Here is a 16205-nt window from a genome sequence, read left to right on the forward strand (position 1 = left end):
TGGTGGTGGCAATGAATTGCTGGAGTGAATCCATTTCTTGTGAGTTAGTTACGAGTCCTTCTCTCAGCCTAATAACTTCTCCTTATCCTTACAACTTGATTAGGATTGCTATATTTGTACCTACTGCGATACTCAGTGTGTCAGACAGATAAGGTGGACGATATGCCCAACTGGAAAAGGCAACAGTGTCACCATCACTTGTCCCTGGACGCAAACAGACTCCAAAGGGACATGTGTTATCCCGATTTATCCATCGCTCCCAAAGACGAGTAGGGCGAATGAGCTCTGATTTCGCCTCTTCTGTGTTGTGAACCCACAACAGTTCCAACATCGCGTTGTGAAAAAAGAAACGGCGATTGGCCGTGCCTTGCCCAGGATGTGTATTAGATGTCCCCTCTACTAAACCGAATGATACTAAACGATCAGCTTCGCGAGCACCAATATCAGTACAGATAAAGAGATGGTCAAATTCAAACCCCATAGTTTCAAAGCTAGTTAAGGATAAGTTTACTCAGCTCTCAAGTTTAATGAGTCTAATAGATAAACCCCAAATACCATCAACACCAATGACCCAAGCTACTTGACTATTAATTAAGCGGAACTACGTCGAGCTAATTTCTTTATAGAGCAGACAGGCCGAAAACCATCAGCCTAATTCCTCAATGAGATGATTAGGCTGATGATTATTCTGTATAACACCCTAATGAAGCTGATTGCACGGAATTGTTCAGCACTGCTTCAGGCTAATTTCCTTCGCCCCTCTGCCTAAGATGGCAAGAACCGGATTAGATCGAATTTGATGGGAGGCGCGATCCTCTAGTAACCACCGCAACAACTCAAAGAGCCTTCCCAGAGGCATGAGGGCACTTAAAGGTCAGGCGATCGCACGACTAACGGGGCTAAATTAGTGGCTTCAGTTCTTATGGCAGGATGATTGTTAGTGGTAGTTGGGACGATACAGTGCGAATCTGGGATGTCAGAACGGGTAAGCCTATTGGTCAACCTCTGCATGGGCATGAAAGGAGAGTTAGTGCTGTTGCCTTCAGTCTTGATGGCAAGACCATCGCTAGTGGAGGCGATGATAATACAGTGCGACTTTAGTCAATTGCTAAAGTATCTTCTTGGCAAGGCTTACTTCAGCAAGGCTGGGAAGAATTACGATATCACCTACTCTAATTAAGCCGAAAAATCATATTGCCAGAGAAGCCAGACACGCTTGCCAGCGCTATGTCTGGCTCAATCAGTAGAACCAAGTATGGTGCAGTTAGTCCAACAATTCAATCACCGGCTACGTTGGCTCCATCTTCTCTTTAAGCGGATGCGTTAGAGCCAAAGGCATCTACCCATCTCCCACCCAAATTTTCAAACCCATATTCAGCAGACTGGTCAGGGCGATCGCCACCAAGTCATCGCCCAAACGTCAGGTGGAACAGCGATCGCCAACCTCGAACAACACTTTTATCTGTTTTCTCAGGAAAGCTTACTCAACTTTGGTCAGTTCTTGACAATTTGGACGATCGTCGCTTGTTTAAATTGCTGTAATCCCGCATCTTCCATGAGGGCAGACCAGTCCTCAATGGCAGCGCGATCGCCAGGATTGTGATACCGCTGCAAGGCAATCTGCGCTACTACATCCTGCCAAATGCCCTGTTCTGCCAAGGCTGCTAGACGATTGTTGAGTGTGGCAGTAGGCAGTTTCACCCGTTCAACCCAGCTGCTAATCACCGCGACGCTGGAATCATCAGGATCGCAGCCTACAGTGACTTGCCAGAAATACTTCTGTCCTACCTGTAAAGCAGGCGCAGAGTTGGGCAAAGAAATCCCTACAACCCCTGGCTTTCCGGTCAGCTTAAAGGTGACACTATGGAGTTGCCTAGTTCGAGTTTCGTTCTGTAAGGTGAATTGTGCTGTTTGGGTATCTAAGGGTGGTAGGTAAACAAAAAATGTTGGCCGCTCGGAAGCGGTTTTGTCTACTGTCGTTTTGTTGCTAGCTACCTTTTCCTGAGCCTGAGGCGGAGGGACTAAAGCCGCTGGCATTTGAGTGCCACAGCTACTACCAGAGCGACTAAACCCTCCAGTCCGATAATGGGAAGGCCGCACGCCCACACGGAAATTAAGCCGCCGCGATCGCGTCATCAATGTCCCTTGCGTTGGTAAAGCTGTCGCTACTGGCATCAGTTCGATCGCAGCCATACTAGCTAATAACACTGATAGTGTACCTATCTTCATTCCTTGCCATAGCTGCATACAGTATCCCCTTGCTATAGAACCCATTTGATATCTGTTTAGGTGCCAATCTTCTAAGCAGCAGTCTGATAAAGCAGAGATTGGCAATGGCACGGCTCAATTTCTGCTCAAAGTTCTTAACCAACTTTTATACCGCTCCATCCGTACATTCGAGCGTTCAATGATCCACCACATTGCCACTACAACAAATTCCGTTTTTCCTTGGGCCACTTTTTAAGCTTTTGTCGGTTTGGGGGTCACTTCGAATCGAATCTTGCTCATAATCTGCGGATAAAGTTCTTGTGGGGTTGAGCCGACGTATGGGCAATAAAAGTACAAGATAGGCCTAAAACCCCTGCACCGTTGTTCGTGGTAGCGGTACCGCTACCACGAACAACGGTGGATAATTAGATTTGTCAGAAAATAGAATGAAAAATCCTTGAAGCCTTACACAGCACTACTCGAATATCATTGTTTCAATTCTTGGTGCTGTCAAACTGAAATTGATGCCTCACTCTATTCAACCACTCATCTGTGTGAGTTAAATAAGAGACCATCTAGTGTAGAATACTGCATCTTGCTTAGAAGTAGCAAAGGCAGCAGCTTTACCAAAGGATATGACTGATTGTTACTTAATGTCTGGGGTTACTTCCCACTACAGTCTTAACCGATTATCAGTGTAAAGATAACTCTTGATATTGTAAGAAACTAGGTAACCCATCTAGATAGGAATGGCTGTGCATGATTAGCCCCCGCAGGCACAAAAAAACCATTCTGTTTTTGGCAGCTAACCCCAAGGCTTCTACTCCACTTCGGCTAGGAGAAGAAGTCAATGAGATTGATGAGGGGTTGCAGCGCTCCAAGCAGCGCAACAAGTTTCAATTGGAACAAAAGTGGGCAGTCACTCCGCGTGAAATGCGACGAGCTGTGTTGGAATTGGAACCACAGATTGTGCATTTCTCAGGGCATGGAGTTGGGGAAGGTGGTTTAGCCCTAGAGGATGAGTTAGGCCAAGTCAAATTGGTCAGTGCTAAGGCTTTAGCAAGTTTGTTTGATTTGTTTAAGGAGCAGGTTGAGTGCGTTGTCCTGAATGCTTGCTATTCCGAATTGCAGGCCAATGCGATCGCCCGTCATATTCCCTACGTGATTGGTATGAGCCAGGAAGTGGGGGATCAGGCAGCCCGAGAATTTGCTGTCGGGTTTTATGATGCTTTAGCGAGTGGGAGATCGATTGAGTTTGCCTATAACTATGGCTGCACCAGTATTAGCATGGAGGGCATTCCAGAGGAACTGACTCCTGTCCTCAAGAAGCAATCAGAGATACTCTCTGAACCTGAACCTGTTCAAGAAGTGAATGAGGGTAGTGAAGCATGCCCTCTAATAGCTTTATCAGCCTCGCGATCGCTGAAAATGGTTTCAAGTTATTTCTTGGAGACCCCAGAGGGTTCTGTTAGCTTGAAGTCGCCTCTTTATGTCGAGCGTCCACCGATTGAATCCAGTTGCTATCAAGAAATCCTCAAGCCAGGGGCTTTAATTCGGGTCAAGGCACCTCGGCAGATGGGTAAATCGTCTTTAATGCAGCGGATTTTGTATCAAGCAGAGCAGCAGGGACATCGAGTGGTTTATCTGAACTTGCAATCAGTAGATAGTGAGTTCCTGAATAACATCGACCAGTTTCTGCAATGGTTCTGCGCTAGCGTGGCAAATGAGCTAAACCTAGACGATCGCCTCAGCGAGCTGTGGAAAGGAGTGTTGGGCAGCAAAAACAAATGCACCAACTACTTCCAGCGCTATCTGTTCGCAACCCTGAACGAGCCCTTAACGTTGGGGCTAGATGAGGTAGATCAAGTCTTTCAGCACTTGGAGGTGGCTCAAGACTTTTTTGGGTTACTACGCTTCTGGCATGAGAAAAGTAAGAACGATGCTACTTGGCAGAAATTCCGCTTGGTGATTGCTCATTCCAGGGAGGTGTACATTCCTCTGAACATCAATCAATCACCGTTTAATGTTGGATTGCCCATTGAGTTACCGGAGTTGAACCAGACTCAGGTGAGCGACTTAGTGCAGCGACATGGCCTCGGTTGGTCTAGCTCTGAAATTGATCAACTTAGGAGCGTGGTGGATGGGCACCCTTATTTAGTTCGCAGAGCGCTGTATGAGATTGCGAAAGGCAATCTAACGCTGGAGAAATTCCTGGCGATCGCACCGACGGAGGAAGGGCTTTACAGCGACCATCTGCGACGGCATCTAGAGAACTTGCGGAATGACCCGCAGTTGGAGGCAGCGATGAAACAAGTTGTCATGGCCGAGGGACCCGTGCGGATAGAGTCGAGTCTAGGCTTTAAGCTGCACAGTATGGGGTTAGTGGAGCGTCGTGGCAATGATGTCTTGCCGCTGTGTAACCTCTACCAGATTTACTTCCGCGATCGCTTGGGAGTAGGCTAATGAACCCGATTTTGCCAAGCCATAGCGACTATCAGGTGGGAGGAAGCTTACCACTTGATGCAACGAATTATGTAACCCGGCAAGCCGACCAAGAGTTTTATGAAGGATTGAAGGCAGGCGAGTTTTGTTATGTCTTGAATTCACGGCAAATGGGCAAATCTAGTTTGCGCGTGCGGACGATGCAGCGCTTGAAACAAGCAGGATTTGCCTGTGCTGCGATCGACATCACTTCGATTGGGGCAGCGGACACAACGGTAGAACAGTGGTACGCCGGACTCATTGACTACTTAATCACTGACTTGAACCTGTATGCCCAGTTTGATCTCAATGATTGGTGGCAGCAGCAGGAGTTACTTTCTCCAGTGCAACGCTTCAGCAAGTTTATTAGTGAAGTCTTGCTCGTCCTAGTACCGCAAAGCATTGTTGTGTTTGTTGATGAGATCGATAGTGTATTGACACTGCCCTTTAACCAAGATGACTTTTTTGCGGTCATTCGAGACTGTTATAACCGTCGAGCCGATCAGCCTGCTTATAATCGCCTAACCTTTGCCTTGATCGGGGTTGCTACTCCCTCGGATTTAATCCAAGACCGCCGTCGGACGCCTTTTAATATTGGTCGGGCTATCGAGTTGACAGGGTTTCAACTTGCCGAAGCCCAACCTTTGAAACTGGGATTAGCAGAACGCGCCACTGATCCTCAAGCAGTACTCCGAACCATTCTAGATTGGACAGGGGGACAGCCATTTTTGACCCAAAAGCTATGTAAGCTGGTGCGCCAGGTAGAAACAGAAATCCCCGTTGGAAAAGAAGCCCACTGGGTGACAGAGCTAGTGCGCTGTAAAGTGATTGACAACTGGGAAGCTCAAGATCAGCCAGAGCATTTACGCACTATTCGCGATCGCCTTCTCTACAGTGGTAGCCAAAATACGGGACGCTTGTTGGGGCTATATCAGCAGATTTTGCAGCAGGAAGGGCTGACAGCAGATGACAGCCTGGAGCAGATGAAACTGCGGTTGACGGGTCTGGTGGTGAAGCAGCAGGGCAAGCTTCGGGTTTACAACCAAATCTATGCCGCTGTGTTTAATGCCACCTGGCTAGAAGAGGCGTTGGCTGAGTTACGTCCTTATGCAGAATCGATCACGGCTTGGGAGAGGTCGGGACGGCAGGATGAGTCTCGCTTACTGCAAGGGGAGGCGTTACGGGAAGCCCAAGTGTGGGCAGTCGGCAAAAGCTTGAGTGATCTAGATTTTCAATTTCTCAGGGCCAGCGAGGATTTGAGCAATCGAGCCGTTCAAGCAGCTCTAGAGGCGGAACGGCAAGCTAATCAACTGTTGACTCAAGCTAGTGAGGAAGCTCAGCAAACCCTGAAAGTAGCATTAGAGGCAGAACAACAAGCTAAGCAGACAGCTCAGCAAACCTTAACAAAAGCGAGCCGTCGAGCTGTGTTTGTCAGTAGTCTAGGCGCAGCTGCAATGATAATCTCGCTAATTGTGGCTTCTCTAGCAAGTGTGAACACTAGTCAAGCCAATAATAAGGTTAAACGTGCAACTGACCAAGCCCAACAGGCGACCGACCAAGCCCATCAAGCCGAACAGAGTGCGAGGCAAGCAAAACAGCAGGAAACAGCAGCAAAACAATCTGTTGAATTCGCTAAACAAGAGCGAGATGTCGCTAAACAGGAAGGTGCTACGGCGAAACAAGCAGTAGCCTCAGCTAAACAGGAGCAGGCGAAAGCCCAAAAAGAGCGGCAAGCGATCAGTGCTGCTAGAAACCAAGCTTTGAGGCGGCTTAACGATGCTAAACAAAGGCTAGAGGCAGCGAACACTGAGGCTAAAGCAGTTGGCCAACGTCTGAAGCAAGTGAATGTCAGTAAAGAGCAGGCCCAAGCAGCAGTAGCCACAGCTCTGACGGAACAACAAAAAGCTCAAGACAAAACTATCGCTGCTGAAGCCACCCTAGCAGCTACGAATGTGCAGCTGGTGGTTGCTTCCTCAAGAGAAGAGGTTTTAGCTGGCAAACTGTTTGCAGGATTGCTGAAAGCTTTAGAGGCGGCTCAGCAGTTTAAACAGTTATCCAAGACGTTGCAAGATGATAAGACTCAGTCTCAAGTCATAGCTGCCTTGCAAGGTTTATATGGTGTGAATGAGCGTAACTCTTTAGAACATCATGAGTCTGCGGCTTGGAGTGTGAGTTTCAGCCCAGATGGCAAGACAGTTGTTTCAGCGAGTGGTGACGGTACGATCAAGCTGTGGGATGTAGCAAGTGGTCAAGCACGAAACACCCTCAAAGGTCATGAGTCTGCGATCTGGAGCGTGAGTTTCAGCCCAGATGGCAAGACGATTGCTTCCGCGAGTGACGACAACGCGATTAAGTTGTGGGACGTACTAGGTAGTCAAGCGCGAAACACCCTTAAAGGTCATGAGTCTAGGGTTAAGAATGTAAGTTTCAGCCCAGATGGCAAGACAATTGCTTCCGCGAGTAGAGACGGTGCGATCAAGCTGTGGGATGTAGCAAGTGGTCAAGCACGAAACACGCTTACAGGTCACGAGTCTGGGGTTTTGAGCGTGAGTTTTAGTCCAGATGGCAAGACAATTGCCTCGGCAAGTGGAGACAGTACGATTAAGTTGTGGGATGTAGCAAGTAGTCAAGCACGAAACACGCTTACAGGTCATGCGTCTGAGGTTTTGAGCGTGAGTTTCAGTCCAGATGGCAAGGTAATTGCCTCGGCAAGTGGAGACAGTACGATTAAGTTGTGGGATGCAGCAAGTGGTCAAGCACGAAAGACGCTTACAGGTCATGAAGCTGTGGTCTCCAGTGTAGGCTTCAGTCCGGATGGCAAGGTAATTGCCTCGGCGAGTGCTGACGGTACGATCAAGCTGTGGGATGTAGCAAGTGGTCAAGCACTAAATACACTAAAAGGTTATGGGTCTGGAGTCAGAAGTGTGAGTTTCAGTCCAGATGGCAAGACAATTGCCTCGGCCAGCAAAGACAGCACGATCAAGCTGTGGGATGTCGTGAGTGGTCAATTACTAAACACGCTCAAAGGGCATAGGTTAGGGGTTCTAAGCGTAAGTTTTAGTCCAGATGGCAAGACGATTGCTTCGGCGAGTGACGACAACACGATTAAGTTGTGGGATGTAGCGAGTGGTCAAGCACTCAATACGCTTAAAGGTCATGAAGCTGCAGTCTTAAGTGTAAGTTTCAGTCCAGATGGCAAGACAATTGCCTCGGCGAGCGACGACAACACAATCAAGCTGTGGTCCTGGGGGGATGTTGATCAACTCATAGTAACGAATTGCAACTGGATTCAGGCTTACCTCATCACTCATCCAGAAAATGCCTATCTCTGTAAAAGCGATCCTGTTCAGAATTACCAAGGAGCACCGCCCTAATGGCGCATCTCACCTCACTCACATGGAAAGACGGCACGACTCTCTATATCGAAGCTACTGAGCAAAATAGCTTTCCTACTAGCTCCCTTACCAGCTAGGACCATAATCCTAAGTGGACCTTCTTTCCAGTTACTTCTCCTTTATCTGGAGATCAGAGATTTTAAGCTGTCGAAAATACTATCCGCTCTGATACGGCCTACACCCTAAGAGCTTTTAAGAATATCGCGATCGCCGAAGTCAGCGAAGTTACTCCTAAGTTTGAAGTTAACGTTGATATCCAGGCAGGCTTGCCTTACATTGCCAATGACAAAACGGGATGTAGGACCGAAGTCATCATGAAATGCGTCTTTTCATCAAGCAGCACACAGAGAAGTAAGTCAGTCTATTGGTCTGTGAACCTTTAGCTGATGGTAGAGCTAACGCAGTTACGTCTTTGCACTAGGTCTTTTTGAGAGTTGCTCTCTTGCAGCAAGCCATAGATTTGCTAATCGAGTTCCACATATCTTGGTGTGTCAGCGTTAGCTCATATCCCCAACTATCTTTATGTTTCTTCTGCATCTGCTACCGAATGAGGCAAACCGTTCAATAGCTTGCAAAAGAGCCGATCGCACTGGGGGAGGTCTGTGGAATTCTGGTTTAAAGGGTACCCTTTCGGGTGCTGCCAAAGCTCTTTCTGCTTTTTAGAGTTGAGATACAAGGCATAGAAAGCAGTTCCGCCTTGACTAAGCCTTAAACACTGCAGTCTACATAGTCCCTGAGTCTTGATCTACAAAGGAGCAACACTGTGCCTACTGTTATTGGTGCGATAAAAGATAAGTGGATGTCTATAGGAGGGAACAGCTCTTTCCTAGGTGCACCACAGACCGACGAACTAGGATGTCCTGATGGAGTGGGTCGATTCAACCACTTCCAGGGCGGCTCAATCTACTGGACTCCTGCGACTGGAGCTCAAGTCATTTACGGATTGATTCGAGAAAAATGGGCTTCGATGGGCTGGGAAACCTCCTTCTTGGGCTACCCTGTGACCGATGAACTAGGATGTCCTGATGGAGTGGGTCGATTCAACCATTTCCAGGGTGGGTCAATCTATTGGACTCCTCAGACTGGAGCACAACTAATCTATGGTTCCATTCGAGAAAAATGGGCTTCGATGGGCTGGGAAACCTCCTTCTTAGGCTACCCCGTGACTGATGAACTAGGATGTCCTGATGGAGTGGGGCGCTTCAACCACTTCCAGGGTGGGTCAATCTATTGGACTCCAAACACTGGAGCCCATTTTGTTATAGGTCTCATTCGAGATGCTTGGGCATCCCAAGGGTGGGAAACGGGCAGCTTGGGTTATCCTCGCACTGATGAACTAGTAACAGAAGGCACCAATGGTCAAGGTAGACATAGCATCTTTGAGGGTGGAGAAATTTACTGGACGCCTGCAGGGGGAACGAAAGTAAAACTCTATCAAACTAATATAGAAATCTGGTTTTCAGGATTTCGTTGCCTAGACGAATCCAACGAATGGTCAGGTAGTGATGAGCCTTACATGTTCTTAGGAGTTTCTACTTCTGGACAAGCGCAGACACCTCATGAGACTGGGGTGATTTCGGTAGATAAGGGTAATGTTATCCGCTCTGCAACTAGGCTGTACTCTGGTGTTGCAGAGGACGTCATTTTGGCAGTGGTAATCCGCGAAAATGATGAAGGTGACCCACATGCTTTCTCTGGAGCTTTCAGGTCAATTCTAGAGATGGGTAATACTGCGCTTAAAGTTAAGACGGGTGCTTCAGTTCCTAGCAACGTGGTTCAACTGATATCCAATAAGCTGAGTGAGTTGGTTGGTGCAGGGGATGATGATGTAGGCAGACGTGCTGAATTGTTAACGAAGGATAATTTGATTCGGATGGCAAGGCAAGCTGAGAGTGGTGACCCCGTAGCTGATTTCACTTGGGACTTGGGCAGTGATAGTGAAGGAATCTATCGCTTATACTTCTTTGTTCGGAAGGTTTGAGGGCATCAGTGCGATCGCATCTACAACGTATTAGCTCCTGTCCTTTAAGGAACATTCATCGGTATTTAAGCATAGCTATAGGGTTGAGCTGAACCTGTAGCTATGCTTGCAAAGCTTATATAGTAGGAGATCTAACGTTTAGCTGTTACGTTATGGCCTTTGATCAACGGAGTTGAAACTAAGCCTATCTACATCAGCTACGGTCCCCACTGTAAGCAGACAATTTGGAGCTTTACACAGAAGAGGACAGACCAAGGAGAAGAATTGCAAGTTCTGGTTAATCAGCTTTTTTAGGAAACTCGCATTTGACGGTGATTTCCATGCTACAGCCGCCTTTGGCATTGGCAATGTAGGGAATGCCTGCTTCACTGCTGATGTTCACGCCAAACTTAAGAGTAACTTCGCTGACCTCGGCGATCGCGACATTCTTAAAGGCATTGAGGGTGTAGGTGGTATAGGCCCGAATGGTATGCTCGATCGCTTGGAAGGTTTGAGTTTGTTTTTTAGCAGGTGTCTCAAAGACAATGCCACCGCCACGCTTGATATCATTCTCAACCGACGGGTTAGGAACAACTACGTCAGGTGTTGAACTGGAACGGTCGATCGCTTCGATGTAGATCGTAGTTCCATCTTCGAGGATTATTGGGGTAAGTTGTCCCATTAGTAATTAACGGTTACAGTTTGTCAGCTACAGTTTAGCGTTGCTCGGAGTTGATCCAAGGGGTGAGTTGCTTTACTTCACAGCCATGAGCAGCGCTGAGGCTGCTCGTGATCGCTGGGACTGATGGCTTGGTCATTAAATAGGTTTTAGGAGTGGGCGTAGCTGTCATTAACGGTCATCAACTGTACTCCCTATAGATTCTGTCTTGGATATATCGTACGAATTTTATGGAGATCTCTTGGACTGATTTTCCTTGGCTAGTTCTTGAGCACGGGTCACTGGATCAAAGGTGCGGCGGGGGTCCCATTTTTGGGCAGTTTTGAGTCCTTGGATGGCCGCCTCAATATTGCCGGAGCGAGCGAGCTCTTCGCTGTCGGCAACGAGGTTAAGGGCAGCGGCGCGGAGTCGTTCCGGAGTTTGACAAGTGGGTAGAGTTTGTAGGGTTTGCGGTGTTGTAATCAAATAATTGTGCAGCCAGGCGCAGCCCCGTGCCAACAAGCCATCCAAGTTTTCCACTGGCCACACCCGGGCTGTCTTGTCCCCTGAAGCAGTGAGGATGCGCTTGCCATCCGGGCTAAACTGCGCTGCATTGACATAGGCTTCATGACCCGCGAGTTTAGCAACTTCCTGGCCGCTCTGAGCATCCCACACCCGTGCCGTGCTGTCCCCGGATGCAGTGACGATGCGCTTGCCATCCGGGCTAAACTGCGCTGCATTGACATTGGATTCATGACCCGTGAGTATAGCAACTTCCTGACCGCTCTGAGCATCCCACACCCGTGCCGTGTCGTCCTCTGAAGCTGTGACGATGCGTTTGCCATCCGGGCTAAACTGCGCCTCAATGACACCTTCTTCATGACCCATGAGTATAGCAACTTCCTGGCCGCTCTCGGCATCCCATACCCGTGCCGTCCAGTCCCTGGATGCAGTGACAATGCGTTTGCCATCTGGGCTAAACTGCGCTGCATAGACACTGTCTTCATGACCCGCGAGTTTGGCAACTTCCTGACTGCTCTCGGCATCCCACACCCGTGCCGTGTCATCTTCTGAAACTGTGACAATGCGTTTGCCATCTGGGCTAAACTGCGCTGCATTGACACTGCCTTTATGACCCGCGAGTTTGGCAACTTCCTGACCGCTCTGAGCATCCCACACCCGTGCTGTCTTGTCATATAACAACGCAGTGACGATACGTTTGCCATCCGGGCTAAACTGGGCCGTCTTGACAATGGAGCTATGCGCTAATAGCGTTTGATGTTGCCACGGTTGAAGAGCCCTGTTTTCAACTTGATCCAGCGTTGTCTGGAGGGCATAGATAGGGCTAGCAGCAAAACCTGTTTGTCCTTTAGTCTGGAACAAATTATGGGCACGCTCCCCCACTTGCATAGCATCCACTAAGCCCCTCAACTGTTCAAACTTGGCACGATTTAGCGCTGCCAACCCATCTTTTTCTAGGCTGTTCACCTGCAAAATTGTTGCTTGGCTATCTTGAGCTTGGTTTAGACCAGCCTTTGCTTGGTCTAAATTGCTTTGAGTTGTTGCTAACTGTGCTTGAGCTATCTTCACCTGATTCTGTGCCGCTAGCTCCGCCTGTTCTGCCTGAGTTTTCCCCTGGGTGACCTGCTCCAGTTGTATCTTCGCCTGCTGTACCTGTTGCTGTGCTTCTTGGTATTGCTGACGAGCACTTTGTTCCTTTGCCCGTGCTTGTTGGTACTTACGCTCTGCGTCCCGTGCTTCGGTTTCTGCCGTTGCGGCCTGGGTCAGCGTTGCCTGTAAATTGTTATCCAGCTTGACCTTATCTGCCACAAGCTGTGTTTTGTCCGCTGCTAACCGATCCTTATCCGCTACAAGTTTCGTTTTGTCTGTTTCTAACTGCTCCTTATCCTGTCTTGCTTCTGTCACTTCCCTCAGGGCAGTATCGCGATCGGCCCCAGCCTTAATGGATGTCGGTATCGTAACCCCCGCTACTACCAAGGCCGCCACTGCCCCTACCAAACTGAATAAATTGCGCCGATTCGCCTTCCGGGTTGCTGCCGTCAAGATCTGATTTGCTTCTTGCTCTGTTGCCAATCGGGCCTGCACGTCTCGCTTCTCCAGCTCTTGGCTGGCATCCAAAAAGCGTCGATCGTCATCCCCTAAGCTTTTCCCTTCGGCCCAAGTTCGGGCGTCCTGTAATGCTTGCCCTCGCAGCAACCGCGATTCATCCTGACATCCTGCTACGAGCCAAGCCGCGATCGCTCCTCCATAAGGTCTTAACTCCGCCAGCGATCGCTCCAGCCAATCTCGATTAAATACCTGCTCATAAATGCGGTTGTAAACGCGCAGTTTGCCATTCCGCTTCACCACCAAGCCTGTCAGCCGCAACTCCACTTGTTCTGAGCTGTCATCCGCCGCAATCTCCCCTTGTTGCAAAATCTGTTGATACAATCCCAGCAACCGTCCGGTGCGTTGTTCACCACTTAGTAAGAGGCGATCGCGAATTGTCTTCAGGTGGGGGGGGATATCCTGTGTCTCCCAGTTATCAATGACTTTGGTTTGTACTAACTGCTCAACCCATTGGCTCTCCTGACCTGCCATTGGTTCAGAATCTGTCACTTGAGCTAACTTACACAGCTTTTGCGTTAAAAACGGTTGCCCCCCGGTCCAGTCCAAAATCGCTTGTAATAACACCTCCGGATGGCTGGTTTTGGCAGCAAGTCCGAGCATCAATGGTTGTGCTTCTGACCACTGAAACCCCGTCAGGTCAATAGGTCGCCCAATATTAAACGGAGTAATTTGCTTGTTCTGAATCAAATCCGATGGCGTTGCTACTCCAAATAGTGCAAACGTTAGACGGCGATACTCCAGTTCATCCGCCCGTCGGTTATAACTTTCCCGCAGTGCCCCAAAGAAGTCATCCCGGAACGATAAGCTTAGCGTCAGGTCAACCTCATCAATGAAAATCACGATCGGTTGAGGTACAGAAGGCAGCAATAGCGATTCCAAGAACTCGACAAACCTCTGGACATACGAAAGGCGAGGTTGTTCTGTCCACCAAGTATTCAGATTGAATTGGCGATGTAAGCCCAGCGATCGAGCAATGCGGCTGATTACACCGAAATACCATTGTTCCTCCGTCGCTGAAGTGCCGATTCCCTGCAAATCTACTGCCGCGCAGGCAATCCCTTCACCCCGCAATCGCTGAAGCGTTCGTACCTTCAAGCTTGATTTCCCCATTTGACGGGCATTCAGCACATAGCAAAACTGCCCCGCCTTCAACCCCTCATAAAGCTCATCATCAGCTTTCCGCTTTACATAGGTCGGCGCATCAATTAGTAGCGCACCTCCCTCACTCTGATAGTCGTAGGGTACTGAAGGTGTATCGTTCATCGACTACCCCCCAACACATCCTGGAAATAGTTGCGGTATAGGTTGCATAGCGGTACTACCTCATTCCCTTCGAATCGCACCAAGCCCATATTCGCTAACTTAGAAGCCTGTGCGATCGGTAGTTGTACAGGATGGTCGGACGCAACCACCTGCTTCATTGCCGTATTCAGTTGCCGCTCCTGCAAATTTCCTAAATGCCGCTTTAGGTGGGCAGCAAACATGCCTGCTTGGGTGGGAGCAACCTGCAAAAATTGAGCTAACGCCAGCGCCCCTGAGGCAATTTGCTGAAGTGCGACTCGTGCTAAATAGGGCTGTCCACCCACCATTGCCATTAGCGAATCTAGCTCCGCTTCTGTCCATGCCAAGCCATGCCGTTGCACAAGGTCGTTTAACTGTGCCCGATTTAACGGAGGCAACTCGATTGGTACCCCTACATTAAACGGCGATTGGTTAATATTTAGGGGAATGTAGACTTCCTCGGAATGGGTAATTACCAGCCGCAGGTTACACCACACAGGATTGATCTTCGCTTCCTCATGCCACGAGCGCAGTAGTCCAAAAAAATCACCAGCCACTTGTGGATGCTTAAAGACTTCATCCACTTCATCTAGGCACAGCACCAATGGCGCATTGATTTCTTCCAGTAAATAAAGTTCAAAGTAATCCGTGCATTTGTCCGTACTAGCAGAAACACTCTGCCAATACTCCACCACCTTATCTTGAAGCCGCAGTTTAGCAGTCACGCGCCGACACAACCATCGCAAAAAGGCATCCAAACTGGAAAAAGGTTCCTCACCAGCCTGCTGCAACTGTAACCACACCGCTCGACACCCCTGCTTGCTTGCATGGTCAAAAACTCGAATCGTCAATGAGGATTTACCCATCTGCCGTGGAGCTTTGACGCGGATGAGTGCTCCTGGTTTAACGATCGCCCCATAGCAACGGGATTCAGCCGGCGGACGCTCTGTATAAAATGGTGAATCAAGTGGTACTTGTCCGCCCGTTTCTTCTAGCTCCCCTACAGCAGCTTTAGATAAAGGAGAAACAACAGATGACTCAAGCAAAGTTTCTTCATGAAATTCAGTCGAGCATTCAGGAGGTGACAGGGAACTTTTTTCCTGCACTTCCCCTTCTGGCTTTCCAGTCTTATGCTCTAGAACCGGGGTTAAATACTCCGGAATCCCCGCCATCCGAATGCCTTTACAGCCTTCTTTATAGGCACGTTCGATCGAAAGCCCTGCTCCTAAAGCATCGTAAAAACCCACCGCAAATTCCAACGCCGCTTTATCCCCCACCTCCTGATTCATACCAATCACGTAGGGAACATGCTGGGCGATCGCCTTGGCTTGCACCTCCGAGTAGCATGCGTTCAGTAGGACGCATTCGACCTGGTCCGCATCTTCAAACAAGCCAATTAGTGCATCCGAGGTCAGCAACTCAGCTTGCCCAAGCTCATTTTCAATTAACAGCCCTGGCTCTCCAGCACCATGTCCCGAAAAATGGACAATTTGGGGAGCATAGTCTAGCATTGCTCTCCGAACATCTCGACGCCGAGTCGCCCACTGAGGCTTCAAATCGAACCGACTCCGGTTCTTTGAGCCTTTTAGTGCCTCACTCACATCCCGAAATTCTTCATCAAGACGCAACTTTGCCGAATTCTTAGGGTTTGTTGCCAGGAAGAGAATTGTCCTTTTCTTGCGTGCCGAAGTGCTACTCATAAGGAATCAGACAATTGGGATAGTTGGTGGACAATGCTGCCCGCTTCGGTATTTCCAACAATCTATACGCTTCCAGAAACCCTTGCAGCAAATAACACAATCTGGTTACCTTTTTTAGCAATCCAAGCGTTGTGCCACTGTAACCCTAGAATTGTGTGCTGTTGAGTAGATTTTAGTAGTTCCATTCGATACAGACTTGTATCTTTACACCTACTTTCTCAGGCACTTCTACTATCGCTGGTGATTGCTGCCGCTTTCAGAATTGTTTGCAGGTAAGTTACAAATTTTCGGTTGGGTTATTTACTACGCAACTGCTTCTCTAGAAAAATTTCTAGCAGGACTGACAAACTGTACTAGACTTTTTCAACGTTTAATACAGAAGCCACGAATGG

At 48.7% G+C, this 16205-nt stretch carries 10 protein-coding genes; 5 read left to right on the forward strand and 5 right to left on the reverse strand.

What is annotated here, in order from left to right:
• The first annotated feature begins 903 nt into the window (after positions 1–903).
• Entirely contained in the window at positions 904–1101 is a 198-nt protein-coding gene (locus H6F68_RS29910) for a WD40 repeat domain-containing protein (protein ID WP_399315287.1), read from the forward strand.
• 393 nt (positions 1102–1494) lie between these two features.
• Here H6F68_RS29910 and H6F68_RS27355 read toward each other — a convergent pair whose 3' ends face one another.
• Positions 1495–2193: a DUF928 domain-containing protein gene (locus H6F68_RS27355; RefSeq protein ID WP_190563989.1), complete on the reverse strand. Its 699-nt coding sequence runs from the start codon at positions 2191–2193 to the stop codon at positions 1495–1497.
• 774 nt (positions 2194–2967) lie between these two features.
• Here H6F68_RS27355 and H6F68_RS27360 point away from each other — a divergent pair.
• The 4 genes from H6F68_RS27360 (at position 2968) to H6F68_RS27370 (ending at position 10065) form a co-directional block, all read left to right on the forward strand.
• Positions 2968–4671, forward strand: a complete 1704-nt coding sequence (locus H6F68_RS27360) for an AAA-like domain-containing protein (protein ID WP_190563991.1) — start codon at positions 2968–2970, stop codon at positions 4669–4671.
• Positions 4671–8063 carry an AAA-like domain-containing protein gene (locus tag H6F68_RS27365; RefSeq protein ID WP_190563992.1) on the forward strand — a complete coding sequence of 1131 codons (3393 nt, stop codon included), beginning with the start codon at positions 4671–4673 and terminating at the stop codon, positions 8061–8063. The genes H6F68_RS27360 and H6F68_RS27365 overlap by 1 nt, the downstream gene beginning before the upstream one ends.
• Positions 8064–8242: 179 nt before the next feature.
• A complete protein-coding gene (locus tag H6F68_RS29915; protein ID WP_399315289.1) occupies positions 8243–8467 on the forward strand; it encodes a CU044_2847 family protein in 225 nt (74 codons plus the stop codon).
• Positions 8468–8847: 380 nt separating this feature from the next.
• Positions 8848–10065 (forward strand): LGFP repeat-containing protein, encoded by a 1218-nt coding sequence (locus H6F68_RS27370; protein WP_199300415.1) that lies wholly within the window; start codon positions 8848–8850, stop codon positions 10063–10065.
• Positions 10066–10342: 277 nt separating this feature from the next.
• On the opposite strand, the gene H6F68_RS27375 is transcribed toward H6F68_RS27370, so the two are convergent.
• Genes H6F68_RS27375 through H6F68_RS27385 form a run of 4 tightly spaced genes read right to left on the reverse strand, consistent with a single transcriptional unit; the run spans position 10343 to position 15741 of the window.
• On the reverse strand, positions 10343–10726 hold the full coding sequence (locus H6F68_RS27375) for a CU044_2847 family protein (RefSeq protein WP_190563993.1): 384 nt from the start codon (positions 10724–10726) through the stop codon (positions 10343–10345).
• A 34-nt stretch (positions 10727–10760) separates the two neighbouring features.
• Positions 10761–10895, reverse strand: coding sequence for a hypothetical protein (locus tag H6F68_RS29530; protein ID WP_277876174.1), 135 nt, complete (start codon positions 10893–10895; stop codon positions 10761–10763).
• 56 nt (positions 10896–10951) lie between these two features.
• Positions 10952–14095, reverse strand: a complete 3144-nt coding sequence (locus tag H6F68_RS27380; RefSeq protein WP_190563994.1) for an AAA-like domain-containing protein — start codon at positions 14093–14095, stop codon at positions 10952–10954.
• On the reverse strand, positions 14092–15741 hold the full coding sequence (locus tag H6F68_RS27385; protein ID WP_242065684.1) for an AAA-like domain-containing protein: 1650 nt from the start codon (positions 15739–15741) through the stop codon (positions 14092–14094). Before H6F68_RS27385 ends, H6F68_RS27380 begins: the two co-directional genes overlap by 4 nt.
• Positions 15742–16205 lie beyond the last annotated feature (464 nt).

The sequence above is a fragment of the Trichocoleus sp. FACHB-262 genome, from assembly GCF_014696035.1.
In the GTDB taxonomy this organism is placed as follows: Bacteria; Cyanobacteriota; Cyanobacteriia; order FACHB-46; family FACHB-46; genus Trichocoleus.

What these genes read in the sequence shown, in the direction of transcription:
- H6F68_RS27355 (WP_190563989.1), bottom strand. Translation starts at nt 2,193, where the DNA reads ATGGCTGCGATCGAACTGATGCCAGTAGCGACAGCTTTACCAACGCAA.
- H6F68_RS27360 (WP_190563991.1), top strand. Translation starts at nt 2,968, where the DNA reads ATGATTAGCCCCCGCAGGCACAAAAAAACCATTCTGTTTTTGGCAGCT.
- H6F68_RS27365 (WP_190563992.1), top strand. Translation starts at nt 4,671, where the DNA reads ATGAACCCGATTTTGCCAAGCCATAGCGACTATCAGGTGGGAGGAAGC.
- H6F68_RS27375 (WP_190563993.1), bottom strand. Translation starts at nt 10,726, where the DNA reads ATGGGACAACTTACCCCAATAATCCTCGAAGATGGAACTACGATCTAC.
- H6F68_RS29530 (WP_277876174.1), bottom strand. Translation starts at nt 10,895, where the DNA reads ATGACAGCTACGCCCACTCCTAAAACCTATTTAATGACCAAGCCATCA.
- H6F68_RS27380 (WP_190563994.1), bottom strand. Translation starts at nt 14,095, where the DNA reads ATGAACGATACACCTTCAGTACCCTACGACTATCAGAGTGAGGGAGGT.